The following is a 16,434-nucleotide window of genomic DNA, read 5'->3' as shown; positions in this document are numbered from 1 at the left end:
AATATGATGCACTCTTTGCAAGACCATACCCTGCCCATTACATCAGGCCGTAAGCTGCATGTGGTAACCCGCCAAGCAGCGGAACCCTTAACCATTTTTTTTGTGCATGGTGGGGGTGGTAATAAAAACCAGTGGCGGGAGCAGCTAGCTTATTTTTCCCATAAAGCCGTCAATCTTGTAGCTTGGGATGCTTTTGGTCACGGCAGGAGCCAGAATTCCAAACGGGAAAAAGATTTTGCGGCTGTGGCTTTTCTGTCAGATTTTCAAACAGTTTTTGAAAAATATAAAACAGAAAAAAATATTATTATTGCACATTCTTTTGGCTGCTGCATAACACTAGCATGGTTGCTGCAAGTCTGGCAGAAACACCATGTTTTACCCATAGAGGGGGCAGCATTCCTAGGACCTGCACCCCATGAGCAAAGTCGCCGCGGCCTTTTTAACAACTGGATGGATCATTTGCCGCTGCCAGCGATGGAGCTTTTGCGCCCGCGCCTTGCGCGCCGTTTTGAGGCTCTGGCATGGCATCCGAATACCGATGCAGACTTGATGGCACAGGAGCGGTTGGCAACACAGGGCAATACCCTTTTCATGATGCGCGCGCTGTTACGGAATGGCCCTGTCTTTACAGCTCAAAGCTTGCATCGCCTACCGCCTTTTCCTGTCACGCTGGTAGCAGGTAAGCAGGATGGTATTGTACCGTTTTCCACAGTCGAAAATTTAAATGCAGCGTTAACTGGGTCAACTTTGTCCGTTTTGGAGTCGTGCGGGCATCAGATCATGCTTGAACAGCCCAAGCAGGTTAACCAGCTTATAGAGCAGCTCATCCAGCGCGTAAAAACTGATCACCCGTAAAAAAGAAACATAGACATGCAGGACATACTTGGGAACGCCACGACAGTTCAAAATGAGCAAGACCTTCAGGCCATCAATGATTTTATAGAGGGTTTTCTCGGCTATAATCAGTGCATTATCAATATTCTTGCAGCAGCTGAGACATCCCATAATGGTCTGGTGCATATTTATGCTGGTTTGCTGTGGATGTTGTCTGAAACAGGTGAAATTCCACAGGCGGCGCAGCAGTATGCTAAAAATGCTATGGCCGCAACAGGTCTTAATGCGCGTGAGCAACTGCTCTTGCAAACACTCACTTTCTGGCTACAGGCTGACATGGCGCGCGTCAGGCAAACCTTACAAACGCTTCTAAGACAATGGCCGCGTGATCTCGTTGCTCTAAAAATTCATCAGTATGATGATTTCAATAATGGGCGATTTCTGGAAATGCTCCGCGTTACGGAACTCTGCCACTCAGCTGCTGCCAACAACGCATATTTTCAGGGGATGCGGGCATTTGCGTTTGAGCAATGCCATCTTTTTGATCATGCGGAGCATGCAGCACGCCAAGCGTTGGCGATAAATCCAAAAGAAGCATGGGCGCAGCATGCTCTGGCCCATATCATGCTCACACAAGGCCGTATTGAAGAAGGGGTGTCCTTTCTGTCTGCCCACACTCAGGAGTGGGGGCGTCTCACCTCTTTTCTTTACACACATCTTTGGTGGCATAAGGCTCTTTTCCATATCAGCCTAGATCAACAGGACGTGGCGTTGGCAATATATGATGAGCATTGCTGGGCGCGTGACCGTACATTCTCGCAGGATCAAGCGGGAGCAGTCTCTTTGTTATTGCGTCTTGAATTAACGGGTGTTGCTGTTGGTACACGCTGGCAGGAATTAAGCGATTATCTTGTAGTGCGGCAGCAGGATGTCTCCCAGCCTTTTCTGACACTCCATTATCTTTACGGACTGTTACGTGCCCATAAACCAGAGGGCGATCTGCTGCTCAACGCAATACGACATGCTGCAGCGCAGAAAAAGTCGAACCTTCATGCTGCATGGCATGAGGTGGGTCTTGCATTGGCAGATGCTTTGGCCGCTCATGCTCAGGAGCGTTATGACGCCGTGTTGCCTCTGTTGGATCCGGTTATGGGACGTATTGACCAGATTGGTGGGAGTCACGCGCAGCGGGACCTGTTTGAGCAGGTCGCTCTGGACGCCATGCTACGTACTGGTAGAAATTCCAGAGCACAACAGGTTTTAGAAACAAGGCGCCTTGTCGCGCCGTATGATGCTCCGACCAACAAAGCATTAGCAGAAATTTATGAGAAATCTGGCCTCAGCATGCTTGCTAAGGAGGCTCGGGACAGGTCGTTGTTCGCGTAATAAGTATGAGATAATATGTTGTATATTAAAAAAATCTAATGTTCGTAGCGACTGTTGCAAAAAAACAACTAAAGTTTGCCTGTTGATGAATTCGCGCATAGGAATCATGATATAGCTTGATTCACTAAATTCCACGTGTGTTAATGAAGGTTAATAACTGACATATATAGTGGAATTATTTAGTGACATGAGCGGCCTCGTAATTTATGTATCTTCTAAAATGTCTTTCATAAAGAAAAGGCGCCTGGCTTTAATGGCAGGAATCGTTGCGATGCCTGTAACGACTATAAGCTATGCGCAGGATACAAAATCATCGCTCACGTCGGAGCATTCTGCAGCGTCGAAAAAAAAACCTAAACTTAAAAAGCTTTCTTCTGTGCCGGCCTCTCGTGTGGAAGACGTCATTGTGACATCAGAGCGTCGTGCTCAGAATCCTCAGAATATTGGTACATCTATTAGCGTTATCTCTGCCAAAGTTCTTGAAAATAGAAATATTAATAACGTTTTTGATCTTCAGTATGCAACGCCATCATTGCAAATACAGCCGTCATATGGAAGTGGACAATATACATATACAATACGTGGGGTTGGTTTTAGTAATTACTCAAGTAATAATTCACCAACTGTTGGGATATATATTGATGAAGTAGCAAATCCGATTCCATTTGGTATTAATGGAATGATGTTTGATATGCAGCGTGTGGAAGTGTTACGCGGTCCTCAAGGTACGCTCTATGGGCGCAATACGACTGGGGGCGCTATCAATTATATCACTAACAAACCAACGGAGACTTTCAAAACCGGTATTACTGCCCAATATGGCCGCTTCGATAGCGGGAAGGTCGATGGCTATATTTCTGGCCCTATTAACGACAAATTACGATTTCGTTTGTCGGGACAAACACAGCAAGGTGGGGCTTGGCAATATAATCCAGAAACCCAGACGCATTTAGGCAATGTCAACCGTGGTGCTGCGCGTCTTCTTGTAGATTATACACCATCTAATACTTTAAAATTTGAATGGAATCTGCATGGAAGCAGAGATCGATCAGACGCAATTGGCCCTTATGCATGGTCTCCTATTACGAGTTTAAGTAAAACGAACCCAATGCCAGCTTCTGCGAGCCGTTATGATACACGTTGGGGTACTTCGGAGCAATTTGCGAAAGAAGTTGGTATTAATCCTGACCAGAAGCCTTACAGCCATATTGATACAGGCGGTACAAGCTTGAGATTAGATAAGCAATTTCAGAATTTTACGTTAACCAATCTTGCAAGTTACGATTATATGCAGCGTAACGAATATGATAATTTTGACGATTCAGCTCTGTCTTTAGCGGATGTTGCTTTTCGTACACGAGCGAACGTAGTTGCAGATGAATTGCGTTTTTCGTCTAACACATCAGGGCGTTTCCACTGGATTGGAGGTATCTATTACGGTCATCAGTGGCTTAATGACCGCTACCAGTCGGGCTTTGAGGCTCTGTATAATACAGATGGAGATGTCCGCTACTCGCAAGAGGTTAATACTATAAGTGGGTTCGGGCAGGTGCAATACGATATTACACCAAAGTTGCAGGTTGTAGGAGGTATTCGTATCGAGCATGAAAAGCGCACACTTAATAATGCATATGCACATTATCTGACTGCGGGTGTTGTTACCAATCCACAGAATTATGTGGCGCGCCAATCCCAGGATTATACCCTTCCATCAGCTAAATTTAGTATTCAGTATCATCCTATGGCGCATGATATGTTGTATTTTACATTTAGTAAGGGGATAAAGTCAGGAGGTTTCACAGTATACAACACATCTGATGTGAACCAAATGACCAATCCGTTTAAGCCAGAACAACTTTATTCATTTGAAGTCGGTAATAAGCTGGTTATTCCGAAATATAATATTAAATTTAATGCAGATTTCTTTTACTACGATTATTTTGATCGGCAGGTTCAGTCAAAAGTTTATAGCCCAACAACGGGGTCTGCTATTGGACTGTTCGTTAATGCCCCTAAATCCCATATGTTTGGGGGAGAATATGAGTTTGCGTGGTCTCCTCTGCCAGATCTCCATATTTCTCAATCAGGCGCTTATGTGACGGGTGCCTATGACAAATTCAGTACGGTTGTGGGCGCACAGAAAGTTAATGGTGTGTGGACCGGTATTTCTCAAAATGTTTCTGGCCGGACAATAGATGTCCCTCATTTTACGGCGAATGGGTCTGTTGATTATACGTGGCATGCCGGGCGTTATGATATTGTGACTGGCATGGATTACAGCTTGCGCACGACAGATCATTCGTTGACTGCAGTTGATGTGTTGCCCGGGTATACGCTTTGGGGCGGATATATTTCGTTCGCGCCTCATAATGGTCCATGGAAAATAGAAGGTATCGGCAGAAATATTACAAATAAACACTATGATGTAACACGCGGTTACTTCGTGGGGGGAGATAACATTGCAGTGGCAGGATTGCCCGCAACATGGGAAGTACGTTTGCGTGCTGACTTCTAGAAATTGATTTTTGTATGAAATGCAAACAGGAAGGATGAAAAATACTATTATGAGTAAAGCCTCTTTCTTTTCACGGCGTCAGGCGCTTGTGGGTGGAATGTCTTCCGCTGCAAGCGTAGCTTTTGGAAAGCAGGCATCTGCTTTTAGAAGGAGTTTTTACTCATTTCAAAAAGATCAAACTGTTTTTCCTTTTGGCGTTGCAAGTGGGGATCCAGATACAGAAGGATTTGTTATCTGGACCCGACTAGGCACATTGCCTCTTTTGCCTGATCAGCCTCCAGCATTACCTGATATAGTAGACGTTCATTGGCAGGTGAGCACAGACTCGCAAATGCAGCGTATTGTGCAAAGCGGCATTATACAAACAAGTGCGGTTTCGGGCTACACATTGCGGGTCGTGCTGCAAGGTTTACAGGCCTATCGGCCTTACTGGTATCGTTTTACAGCTTTGGGCGCGCAAAGCATTGTTGGTCGAGGCCTCACTCTTCCGCATCAAGGCGCAGCAGTCTCTTCATTAAAAGTTGCTGTAGCATCCTGTGCGCATTGGGAGGCAGGGTATTACAGTGCATATCAGCATATTGCTGATGATAGACCAGATCTAATTTTGTTTCTGGGCGATTATATTTACGAACACAATATTAATACAGCGCATTATCCGGGTATAGTCAGAAGTTATCAGACCTCTACAGCATCGACCTTAGATGGGTATCGCTGGCGATATGCTTTGCAGAAAACAGATCCATCGTTGCAGGCTGCTCACGCCGCAACCTCCTGGCTCCCTATCTGGGATGACCACGAAGTCGAAGATGATTATTCAGGGGTCTGGTCTTCCCATCCAGAAGAACAGGTGCGAAATTTTGTCTTGCGGCAAAGAGCAGCATACCAGGCATGGTATGAAAATATGCCAGTAAGACCGAGTGTTTTGGGGTATGGCAGAGAATATAAAATCTATCGTCGTTTCTATTTTGGAGACCTTGCCGTGCTTAATATGCTCGATGGTCGCCAGTATCGGGCACGACAACCCTGTGCGCCGGGCACTGTAGGGCGTGACGGCCATATGGAGCGAGATACCTGCCGAGATCTGGCTGATCCAAACCGGACGTTCTTAGGCCAAATGCAAGAACAATGGCTCTTCGAAGCGCTGAAAGATCGGTCAGTGTTGTGGACTGTCATTGCTCAAGATCTAATGGTCGCTTCTTTAAGGGCTCCGACCCCAGAACATAACGGCTATCGTTACTGGACGGATACTTGGGATGGTTTCCAGGGAGCCCGAAACCGTTTGACAGATGCACTTGCTTATCTCTCTCCTCCATCTCCTGTTATATTTAGCGGAGATTACCATTCTCATTTTGTGAGTGAAATCAGAAGACGTGCACATAATGTTAAGTCGCAAATTGTCGCCCCTGAATTTTTAGGAAGTTCTATTACGTCTTTCGGACCGCCTTATAAGAATATTGTTTCAGTTTTACCAGAAAATCCGGACATAAAATTTTTTGATAGCCGTAAGAGAGGGTATATTTTATCTGAATTTAATAGAAAATATGTAAAAACTGTGATGCGTAGCATAGTTGATGCCACAAATCAGAATAGTCCGTGCAGTAACTCGGCCACATTTATTGTGGAACGAGGTTCACCACGTCTGGTTCAAGTGTAAGTATATGCAAAAAAACATCTTATTTCTTTTTTCTATGTTATTGCTGTTAACAGCCTGCGCTCATCCTAAACCGCATTTGTGGTCAATGCCTGCGGAGTATCCGCATGGTTATTTACATTCACGTCAAGCACCACATGCGGCAGCTTTTCTGCCATCTTTTCCTGTGAGCGGCTCATGGCAGGACCTCAACGATAAAAAGCAGTTACTGCAAATTCATGCTTTAGCGACCCCGGCACGCAGAGAGCAGGCGGCTGAAGATGCACAGTTGGGTCAACCCGATGCACCGAAAGTATTTGAATGTGCATTAGGAAAAAAAATTGATCCGCAACGTGCTCCTGTTTTGGCGACGATGCTTGCTCGTATTGTGATGGATGTTGAAACCGTCCAAAAATCCCTCAAAGTTGATGGACAAACGAGGATACGGCCTTACGTTGATTTAAAATTTCAGCCATGTGTAGATGGTCAGCTTTTGGCAAAAACCAGTTCTTATCCTTCCGGTCATGCGGCAATAGGTTGGGCATGGGCGTTGATCTTATCAGAATTACAACCGAATTTGGCAGATGTTTTGCTGCATAGGGGATACGATTATGGTGAGAGTCGTCTCGTATGCGGATTTCATTATCCGACAGATGTCGCCGCGGGACGTTTAGTTGGGAGCGTTGTTTTTTCTGCATTACAAACGAACTCTTTATATAAAAATGAAGCGATAATAGCAAAGAGAGAAATACTGATGCTGCGACCAAAATCGAACAAAGAGTGTCAAAGGGACAATTGATGTAATTTGAATTATTATTTAATAAAATATTTCTATTATACAGATGAAAAACAATTAATGTCTTATGGTATTGGTCTTTGCTAGTGGTTTGGTGGTCTTTTATAAGGCGCAGACTTCGAAGAGCTATTGATTGAAGTTCTTAGTTCCTGATTTTCGGCATCGACGGATGCTGCTTCCGGTTTTTGTGTGAAGAGTTTTGCTCTGTGTTGGAGGCAGTTCCGTGCTCTGGATTGCTACGCGGCGGCGCTGATCCGCTCCAGGAACAGGATGGACGTATCACGGTTTAGTTCCGGACCTTTAAGACCGAAGATGGTCATGAAGGAAATTTGGAATGGGACGAGTTTACAAGGCCGAGTTCAGACACGAGGCGGTGCGTTTGGCGCTGGGTAGCGGTCTTTCGCGTGAGCGTATTGCTCAGGATCTGGGGATTGGATCTTCCACCTTGAAGACGTGGAGCCGTGAAGCGCGGAAAGCTGACACGGTGAAGCCTGATGCAACGGATCATGCTGCGCTATTGCGCGAAAACGAGAGACTGCGCCGTGAGAACCTTCTGCTTCAGGAGGAGAGGGAACTGCCAAAAAAAGCGACGCAGTTTTTCGCGAGCCAAAGGTCGTGAGGTTTGCGTTCATCGCGCGGTATCATGGTCCGCTTTCACAAGAGCGCGTCTGCCGTTTCTTTGCTGTCAGTGACCGGGGTTTTCGAGGTTGGCGCACGCGTCCGGTCTGTGCCCGTAGAAGGCAGGATAATGCCCTGATGGTGCATATCCGGACTATTCATATGCAGAACCAGCAGTGCTACAGGCGCACCCGTATGACCAGGGCTCTCATAACTCGTCGCTTTTCTGCCGCGCATCGTCGTGTAGGACGCCTGATGCGGGAGAATGACATCCGGGTTGTCAGGACACGACGCTTCAAAGTGACCACCAACAGTTCGCACACGCACAGTATTGAACCCAACCTTCTGGGACAGGATTTTTCAGCAACAGCACTTAACCAGAAATGGACAGCGGACATAACATACATCTGGACACGTGAAGGCTGGCTTTACTTGGCTGTGGCGCTGGAGCTCTTCTCACGAAGAGTCATCGGCTGGCACCTTCCGGATGGACGCAAAGGCGGCCATGCTTCGGGAAATATCTTTAGTGTCAGTCAGTCGGCGTCTTCCTTCATGCGGTTCAATGTGACGCAGTGCGAGGACGACAGAATTTTTCGATCTCTGGAAAAATACTGGCAGGGGAGACGCCGGCGCATTTTTGATATTGTCTATAAAAATCATAGTGAGTGAGCGATAAGTGGTATTTTTCTAGCCTTACAAAATGGCCTGCTCAGCATTCTGCGTCCCCTTGTGGTGCATTATTCATTTAACTCCACGATGGAATAATTGCGCCATGATAGGCTTCAAGGAGTTTTTCCCGCACATTGGGTTGCTGGAAAGCTTTCACGAGCGGCTGTATCCATGCTGCATGGGCATTGTTCTCATTCACCGCGATAAAATTGATGTACGGGTTATTTTCCATACTCTCGCGCGCGAGGCGCTCTTTGTTGAGGTCAATCCCTGCTTTATAGGCCCATTCCGTAATAACCACCCCGGCATCCAGATCGGGGAGGGATCGCGCCAGAACAGGATCATCCAGCTCTTTAATTGTCAGAGACTTGGGGTTTTCCGCAATATCCAGCGCCGTGGGCATTCCATCCGGTACGGTTGCAATTTTTAAGAGACCTAAGGATTGAAGCAGCTTCAGGGCTCTGCCTTCATTTGTCGGGTCCGCGGGAACCCCAATTGTTGCTCCTTGCGGCAGAGCAGAAAGGCTTGTCCATTTTTTGGAATAAAACCCGACTGGTGCGAAATATGTATTACCGACCGGGACAATATGTGCGCCCAGAGCCGTGTTTTGTGCTTGAAGATAGGGGCCATGCTGGAAGGCATTCGCATCCAGATCTCCGGCCGCCAGCGCCGCATTGATTGGTGTTCCTTCAGAAAAGGGAATAGCCTCAATGGCCAGACCGGCTGTCCGGGCATTTTCCTGAACAATGTTCCAGATATCCTCATCCTCACCGGAGAGGATGCCAACCCGTATCGGGCGAGACTGTTGTGCTCTTGCGGCAGATGACAGAATGACTGGTGTCGCAGCCAGAAGCGTCAGGACAGTACGACGGTTAAAACGACGACCCTGTGTGGTAGAACGTCGGGGAAAGAACACATTAGGCATGGTGAAGAACTTTCGATAATGCCGGAGAAAGAAGGTCACTGTGATGGCGGGCTGCGACGTCGGGATGCGATCTGAGGCGGCCCTTCAAGGTGTTTTGTCCAATCTGGGAGAAAAGAGGATTTTCCGGGTCCAGCGTCAGCCCGATGCTGGATTTTGTGAGGGATTCCGGCAAAGGCAGGATGGGTATTGTGGAATCCAGTTGCGCACCAAGGAAAAATGCGGCGGAGAGTCTGTCATGCCCCGATCGGGGACTGACCACACGATGAATGGCTGCCCTGAAATACCCGTTGGTTGCGACTTCAAGCAGTTCACCGATGTTGACGATAAACGTATCCGGCTGTGGCGGAGCCTTGAGCCATTGCTCGGACGTCAGTTCAACTTCAAGGCCGCCTTCGTTATCCTGTAGGATGAGAGACAGCAGATCACTGTCTTTGTGCGGACCGACCCCCTGACCTTCATCATTATTTTGAGAACCCGGATAATGGATCAGCTTTAAAAGGAGATAGGGCGCGTCATTCACAACCGGATGAAAGGCTGTTTTATCCTGTGCCAGAGACAGGGAGAGTGCTTCAAGAAGCAGGCGCAGCACATTGAGAGTTTGCTTCTGCCAGGCCAGAACCGTCTTTTTGAAGTGAGGGAGGGCTTCAGGCCATTGATTAGGCCCCTGAAGGCGCAGATAGGCGGGCTTATTCTCAAGATCTGCCAGGGCAGCTTTTTCTGAGCCGATATCAATCTGTTCACGCCAGTCCTGCCTGCCGCGCGTTAGCTCCAGCCCTGCACGATTATATCCTCTGAAATGCGGGGAATGAATCATGGCAATCTGCTCTTTCTGCTCGAAAGGCAGAGAAAAAAACTGCTGCGCCTGCCGGAGCAGTTTGGCATTCAGGGATAAGGGAATTCCATGCCCTTTCAGGTAAAAAAAGCCGTATTCATGGGCAGCAAGCCTCAGTGAATCCAGAAAGGCTTCGTCGGGCTTTCCTCTTTTGTCCCAGAGCGAAAGATCAATGGTTGGCAGAGAATAAGCAGTCCGCGTCATGCGTTGATCACTTTCAGCTACGGTATTTGCCAGATGTCAGACCGTGGCCGAAACCGGCGTCAGGCTCTGACAGGCACCATTTAACGCATATTAAATCGCGTTATATAGAAAATCCATAAATTATTCGTTGTTTGACTCACAATTCCACATGGAATAATTGTGTTAAAGTTATTTATGGAAATCACTATAAGATGCGTTGTTATATTCTGGCACCGATTGTTTTTGGTCTCTCTGCCTCGACCGCTCTGGCTGCGGAGAGCGGAAGTGGACAAAACCCTTCTGATAAGGGCGCGCGTTCTCAGAAGGTGGCTGTTGTCAGGAATACATTCCGTACAACACAATCAGACCATGAAACTTCTGATGAACCTGAACAGGTGATTGTGACAGGAACACGTGATCCGTCTCAAACCGCTGCAAGAAGTGTCAGTCCAATCACCATTATTGGCGGGGATCAGCTCAGAGCAACGGGCATGACGGATATTCGGGAGGCTCTTGTCCAGCTTTCTCCGTCCGTCAGCCGGGAAGTTAATGGATCAGATCAGGGGTCAGTCGTGGATGCGCTGAGTCTGCGTGGTTTGAATGCTGATCAGACACTGGTTCTGATTAATGGAAAAAGACGGCATACAACAGCAGCCATTGCTGTCGACGCATCTTCCCAGCAGGGCACGACGCCTGTTGATTTAGACATGTTGCCAATCTCGGCCATTGACCACATTGAAATCCTGCAGGATGGTGCCGCAGCCCAGTATGGATCTGACGCCATTGCAGGCGTTATCAATGTGATCCTGAAATCAAACAGTCACGGTCTGCACATGCAAGCCACGAACGGCGGATATGCTGCCGGAGATGGCTTTACGACAGGGGAAAACCTGAACGCGGGGTTTGCTCTGGGGCAGCGTGGATATGTGAATATCAGTGCAGAATTCAAGCATCAGGATCGTACCCAGAGGACAGGGATTGACCCCAGAACCGGGCGTAATAATGACCTCGCAACTGGTCAGCCGCAGGTCACACGGGAATCAATCGAGGCGAATTTCGGCTATCATCTGACAGATCAGGTTGAACTCTATGGGTTTGGCACCTTTACACATCGGGATGCTGAACGCTGGACCTATTTACGCGCGCCAAGCACGACGGCAGCCGACGGGCTTCAGGGCATGTATCCGAATGGTTTTGAACCTGTGGAGACAATGCCTGAAAATGATTATGGCTTTACGTTAGGGTTTCGAGGGAAAAAATTATACGGCTTTGACTGGGATCTTAGTTCCACCATTGGCGGAGACCACGATAGGCTGGCCGATTACAACTCAGCCAATGCGGATGCCTACAAAGAAACCGGTTATTCACCGTCCCGCTTTTACCTGGGCAATTACTCCAATCAGCAGTGGACAAATAACCTCGATATCCGGCGGGGTGTTGATCTGCCGTTTCTCTACAGACCTCTGAATATTGCGTTTGGGGGCGAATATCGCAGAGACACCTATTCAATCGGGGCCGGGGAGCCGTTGTCATATTATCTGAGCGGGGCACAGGGGTACCAGGGAGAAACGCCAGAAAACGCGGTTAATTCCGCCAGACATGTGGCCGCAGCTTATATTGATTTGTCGACACAAATTATCTCGCGCTGGCGGGTGGATATTGCTGGTCGGTTTGAGCATTATAATGACGTTGGGAACGCACGGACCGGCAAAATTTCCAGCCGTTATGATATCAACAAATATATCGGGTTCCGTGGGACAGCTAGTACTGGCTTTCGGGCACCTACTCTTGCTGAGCAGAATTTTGCCGCTTTTATTTCCAGCCCGAACTACGCTACGGGGCAAATTGCAGCAAACTCTGCAGCTGCACGTGCCTTGGGTTCGCCGGGGTTGCGTCCTGAAACATCAACAAATTTCAGCGTCGGGATGATACTGAACCCTTTGCCACGGCTTCATATCAACATTGATGCTTATACGATCTCTATCAAACACCGGATTGTTGATGGAGGATATGCTTCAGGCGCACGCGCCATTGAGGCTTACGCAGCTGCCGGCGTGAATACATCCGGGTTTACTGGAGATGAATCCGCGGTCAGTACAAATTATTTCACCAATGGTGCCAACACGCGCACTACAGGCCTTGATATCACAGCCCGTTACGCCACGGATTTCGGCCGGTTTGGAAAGGTGGACTGGGATGCCGCCGTTAATTTCAATCATACCAAAGTCAAAAATATTGCTCAGACAGGGGAGGGCAATCCCGTCCTGAATGCTCAGCAGATCAGCCTGATGTCGACGGAAAACCCCTCCAACAAGCTTATTTTTGGCGGCCGATGGACATTGGGAAAATGGGATGTGGCCGTACATGAAATTCGCTATGGCCACACAACGTCAAATCTGACGTTTGTCTCTGGGCCAAATGCCTTTTCCACCACAGAGTTTTACCATCAGATCAACCGCCCGCGCTTTGTGACCAATCTTGAGGTAGGCTATCAGGTGCTGCCTCAGCTTCATCTGGCGTTGGGTGGCAATAATATTGGAAATGCTTACCCGAGCCGGGTGCCTTCTTTTACGGCAGATTATAACAATAACCTCTATGATACGCTTAGCCAGCAGCTTTCAGAAGAGGGCGGATTTTACTATCTGCGTGCGGATTTAAAAATATGAACAACGCCACATTTTCAGAGAAATCGCATGCCTGAGAGTCTGACGGATAGTCTGAGAGTTGACCGGCTTTACAAAGCTTTTGGCGGCAGCCCTGTACTGGAGGGGGTGAGTTTTTCCATAAAGGCAGGCGACATTGTTGGGATTATCGGACGGTCTGGGGCAGGGAAGACAACGCTGCTCCGCTGCCTGCACGGCGCGGAAACCCCGGATGCGGGAGGCGTTTTTATTGAAGGCCAAGAAATCGGCAGGTTGAAAGAAAAGGAACTCCTTGCACTTCGCCGGCGTATTGGCATGGTTTTCCAGAATTTTAACCTGCTTAAATCCCGGACTGTGTGGGGTAATATTTCTCTGACTCTTGAGATTGCAGGGTTTTCCAAATCAGCGCGTACAGCAAGAATTCAGGAACTGATAGGGCTGGTCGGACTGGAAGGGCATGAAAACAAACATCCTTCTCAGCTTTCGGGTGGACAAAAGCAAAGGGTAGGGATTGCGCGGGCACTTGCCACAAATCCGGCGGTCCTGTTGTGCGATGAAGCCACATCTGCTCTGGATCCAGAAACAACATCATCTATTCTTGCTTTGCTGAGCAAGATCAATCAGGAACTTGACATCACGATTGTGCTGATCACCCATGAAATGGATGTGATCCATCGCCTTGCGCGCCGTGTAATGGTTTTAGAACAGGGGCGTATTACCGAAGATGCACGGACAGAGGATTTTTCAGGTGCAAAAGAGAAGCGTACATTCACGCAGTTTTTTGAAGGAGAAGAGCAGAGCTTTCTTTCAGGCCAGCGACTGTCTGTTATACAGAGCGAAAAAACGCATGGAGGATTACTTGCACTGCGTGTGACGGTTTCAGAAAGTGCCTTATTCACGTCTCTCATTCCTGCTCTTTATGAACAGTTTTCTATTACATCAAACGTGCTGAGAGTAAATTTGAACGAAAATTATTCCGATGCGTGCGCAACACATCTCGTTATTCTCTCTCGCGACGATGAGAACGCCCTGAACTGGATTGTGCAGTACGTCGAAAAAATGGAAGTGCTTGGCTATGTCCCATCAGGTATTTGATCTGTTCCTGAAGGCAACGCTGGCAACTCTGGAAATGGTTTTTGCTTCTGCCGCCATTGCCGTAATTTTTGGATTACCACTAGCGCTGCTTCTGACTGTAACGGCCCCAAACGGTTTATGGCCGTCACCTGTTATTCGCAAAGGGCTAGGCTTTATTATTGATCTGACCAGAGCTGTACCTTTTATTATTCTTCTCGTCCTGCTCATCCCGTTCACCCGTCTTCTGGTTGGAACAGCTCTTGGGACCGGAGCTGCGATTGTGCCTCTTTCAATCACCGCTATTCCGTACTTTGCACGCATTGCAGAAGTGTCTTTAAAAGACGTGGACCCGGCGCTGATTGAAGCCATACGCTCCATGGGGGCAACGCGCCTGAAAGTCGTATGGTCTGTACTGCTGCCAGAAGCCCTACCCGGATTGATTTCAGGCCTGACGGTTACAGTGGTCACCCTAATCAGCGCCTCGGCCATGGCGGGTGTGGTTGGAGCTGGCGGATTAGGTGACCTTGCTATCCGTTATGGATATCAGAGGTTCAATACAGGCATGATGCTCTGGATAGTTGGGATACTTGTAATTATTACAATAATTGTTCAAATTTTTGGAAATTTTTTAGCGGGTAAATTCAGGAGAAATCTATGATCAATTTGGACTTGTAACAGCTTTGTGCCGGTCACTTATCTCGTTATGCCACTCCTGACCGGCACCAAATCGTTACAAGTCCAAAGTGAAGGTGAGCTCGACCTCGCCTGTCAGCGACTACGCAGGCCTTGGTTCCATAGCCGCCGTGAGAGCGGCCAAGCGCTTTAAGACGGTCTCGCTGTGGTCTCCTTTTTTGGGCCCCAGCGGCCTTATGATGGGCACGAATATTGGGGGCGTCGAGAAAGACCGTCTCCAAGCCCTGTCCACGTTCCTGTACCAGGGCGAAGAGGCGTTCCCAGACCCAACGGATGGAAAACTGCGCAGCTAGCTACCCCGGGCCCAATTCCGAAAGAATGCTGCGGCATCTCACATTATTCTGATATTGCAACTATACTGAATTGCCCTAGGTTTTGTGGAGACGTTTTTTATCTTGCTGCGGATACGGCACGAAAACAGATCCTGCATCCTTATTGCAAATCTTTTACCAAAGTAGTGGTGGGTAAAATCAACCTATTCATCCTTTCATGATGATGGAACTTTGAAGAGGTCTTGATGTATGTGTGGCTGACAACGGAGGTACTGGTTGGGCGCTTTAACATGACCTCCGAGATGCGCTGCTGCGTGCCAAGGCCAGCGCGGATCGTAAAGGATCGTACGTGCAATGGCGATCATGTCAGCATCGCCCGTAGCCACGATAGCTTCGGCCTGTTCGAAGCCTGTAATCAGGCCAACGGCCACAACGGGGATGGACGTTTCCCGCTTAACCGCACGGGCCAGTGGAACTTGGTATCCTGGGGCAACCGAAATATTTTGCCGGGGGCTTACTCCACCACTGGAAACGTGGATGGCGTCGCAGCCGCGTGCCTCGAGCGCCTTTGAGAAAGCAGTGGTCTGTTCAATGTCCCAACCATTCTCCACCCAGTCAGTTCCCGATACGCGAACGGAGACCGGGTGGTGAGGCAATGCCGTACGTACGGCGTCGAACACTTCCAATGGGAAGCGCATCCGGTTTTCGAGCGTCCCTCCATAGGAATCGTCCCTTTGGTTTGATAGGGGAGAAAGGAACTGATGCAAAAGATAGCCATGTGCCGCGTGCAACTGCACGGCATCAATCTCCATTCTGGCGGCTCGATGAGCGGATGCGACAAAGGCGTCGCGTATTCTGACCATGCCTTCGCGGTCTAGCCTCATGGGCGCATGATCAGTTGGCTGAAAAGGTAGATCCGAGGGCGCGGCCGTTTGCCAGCCGTTCGCCATGTTGGGGGCGATTTGCGCTCCACCTTTCCACGGCACCTCGCATGATGCCTTACGTCCGGCATGGGAGAGTTGGATGGCGATTTTAACGTCTGAAGTTGCCCGGACAACGTCCAGAGCACGGCGCATGGCATTTTCAGTCTGATCATCCCACAGGCCGACATCCGCATAAGTGATGCGTCCATCGGGCATTACGGCTGTGGCTTCGATTGTTAACAGTCCTGCGCCAGAAAGCGCCATGGAGCCAAGGTGGGTCAGATGCCAGTCCGTCATTTGGCCGTCGATAGCGGAATACTGGCACATGGGTGCCACGACGATCCGGTTGGGCAGGGTTAGGCCCTGAATGTCTATCGGTGTGAAGAGAACAGGTCCGCTCATGTGAATTCTCCCAGATGTCAGAGGATATTTTTGCGCTAAG

Annotated in this window: 13 protein-coding genes and 1 pseudogene; 10 read left to right on the top strand and 4 right to left on the bottom strand. The window is 48.6% G+C overall.

Annotated elements, in window-relative coordinates; all coding sequences use genetic code 11:
- Positions 1-3: 3 nt before the first annotated feature.
- The 7 genes from AD930_RS15460 (at position 4) to AD930_RS15430 (ending at position 8,448) form a co-directional block, all read left to right on the top strand.
- Complete coding sequence (locus AD930_RS15460) at positions 4-855, top strand: alpha/beta fold hydrolase (RefSeq protein ID WP_061506950.1); 852 nt, start codon at positions 4-6, stop codon at positions 853-855.
- A gap of 15 nt (positions 856-870) precedes the next feature.
- On the top strand, positions 871-2,220 hold the full coding sequence (locus AD930_RS15455; protein ID WP_156477152.1) for a tetratricopeptide repeat protein: 1,350 nt from the start codon (positions 871-873) through the stop codon (positions 2,218-2,220).
- Between the two features lie 187 nt (positions 2,221-2,407).
- Entirely contained in the window at positions 2,408-4,735 is a 2,328-nt protein-coding gene (locus AD930_RS15450; protein ID WP_061506949.1) for a TonB-dependent receptor, read from the top strand.
- Positions 4,736-4,784: 49 nt separating this feature from the next.
- The gene (locus tag AD930_RS17530; RefSeq protein ID WP_167375205.1) at positions 4,785-6,389 is read left to right on the top strand and encodes an alkaline phosphatase D family protein; all 1,605 of its coding nucleotides are present in this window, start codon (positions 4,785-4,787) and stop codon (positions 6,387-6,389) included.
- Between the two features lie 4 nt (positions 6,390-6,393).
- Positions 6,394-7,164: an acid phosphatase gene (locus AD930_RS17525; protein ID WP_167375204.1), complete on the top strand. Its 771-nt coding sequence runs from the start codon at positions 6,394-6,396 to the stop codon at positions 7,162-7,164.
- Positions 7,165-7,495: 331 nt separating this feature from the next.
- Positions 7,496-7,780: a transposase gene (locus tag AD930_RS15440; protein WP_061506947.1), complete on the top strand. Its 285-nt coding sequence runs from the start codon at positions 7,496-7,498 to the stop codon at positions 7,778-7,780.
- Positions 7,781-7,941: 161 nt separating this feature from the next.
- Complete coding sequence (locus tag AD930_RS15430; RefSeq protein WP_208598616.1) at positions 7,942-8,448, top strand: DDE-type integrase/transposase/recombinase; 507 nt, start codon at positions 7,942-7,944, stop codon at positions 8,446-8,448.
- A gap of 76 nt (positions 8,449-8,524) precedes the next feature.
- Here AD930_RS15430 and AD930_RS15425 read toward each other — a convergent pair whose 3' ends face one another.
- Positions 8,525-9,373 carry a MetQ/NlpA family ABC transporter substrate-binding protein gene (locus AD930_RS15425; protein ID WP_082781932.1) on the bottom strand — a complete coding sequence of 283 codons (849 nt, stop codon included), beginning with the start codon at positions 9,371-9,373 and terminating at the stop codon, positions 8,525-8,527.
- Positions 9,366-10,409, bottom strand: coding sequence for an isopenicillin N synthase family dioxygenase (locus AD930_RS15420; RefSeq protein WP_061506944.1), 1,044 nt, complete (start codon positions 10,407-10,409; stop codon positions 9,366-9,368). Before AD930_RS15420 ends, AD930_RS15425 begins: the two co-directional genes overlap by 8 nt.
- A 191-nt stretch (positions 10,410-10,600) precedes the next feature.
- On the opposite strand from AD930_RS15420, the gene AD930_RS15415 reads away from it, so the two are divergent.
- From AD930_RS15415 to AD930_RS15405, 3 genes are read left to right on the top strand one after another with little or no spacing between them, the layout of a single operon-like run.
- Positions 10,601-13,054 carry a TonB-dependent receptor plug domain-containing protein gene (locus AD930_RS15415; RefSeq protein ID WP_061506943.1) on the top strand — a complete coding sequence of 818 codons (2,454 nt, stop codon included), beginning with the start codon at positions 10,601-10,603 and terminating at the stop codon, positions 13,052-13,054.
- Positions 13,055-13,081: 27 nt separating this feature from the next.
- Entirely contained in the window at positions 13,082-14,125 is a 1,044-nt protein-coding gene (locus AD930_RS15410) for a methionine ABC transporter ATP-binding protein (protein ID WP_061506942.1), read from the top strand.
- Positions 14,106-14,762, top strand: coding sequence for a methionine ABC transporter permease (locus tag AD930_RS15405; RefSeq protein WP_061506941.1), 657 nt, complete (start codon positions 14,106-14,108; stop codon positions 14,760-14,762). Before AD930_RS15410 ends, AD930_RS15405 begins: the two co-directional genes overlap by 20 nt.
- A gap of 94 nt (positions 14,763-14,856) precedes the next feature.
- Here the strand turns inward: AD930_RS15405 and AD930_RS18540 are convergent.
- Together AD930_RS18540 and AD930_RS15395 are read right to left on the bottom strand one after the other, a co-directional pair.
- Positions 14,857-15,147 (bottom strand): annotated as a pseudogene (locus AD930_RS18540) (IS5-like element ISMex42 family transposase); the annotation flags it as partial.
- 137 nt (positions 15,148-15,284) lie between these two features.
- Entirely contained in the window at positions 15,285-16,394 is a 1,110-nt protein-coding gene (locus AD930_RS15395; protein WP_061506939.1) for an NADH:flavin oxidoreductase/NADH oxidase, read from the bottom strand.
- Positions 16,395-16,434 lie beyond the last annotated feature (40 nt).

Origin of the sequence: Acetobacter malorum, assembly GCF_001580615.1 — a bacterium.
Lineage (GTDB): Bacteria > Pseudomonadota > Alphaproteobacteria > Acetobacterales > Acetobacteraceae > Acetobacter > Acetobacter malorum.
This window is presented reverse-complemented; position numbering and strand designations above follow the sequence as displayed.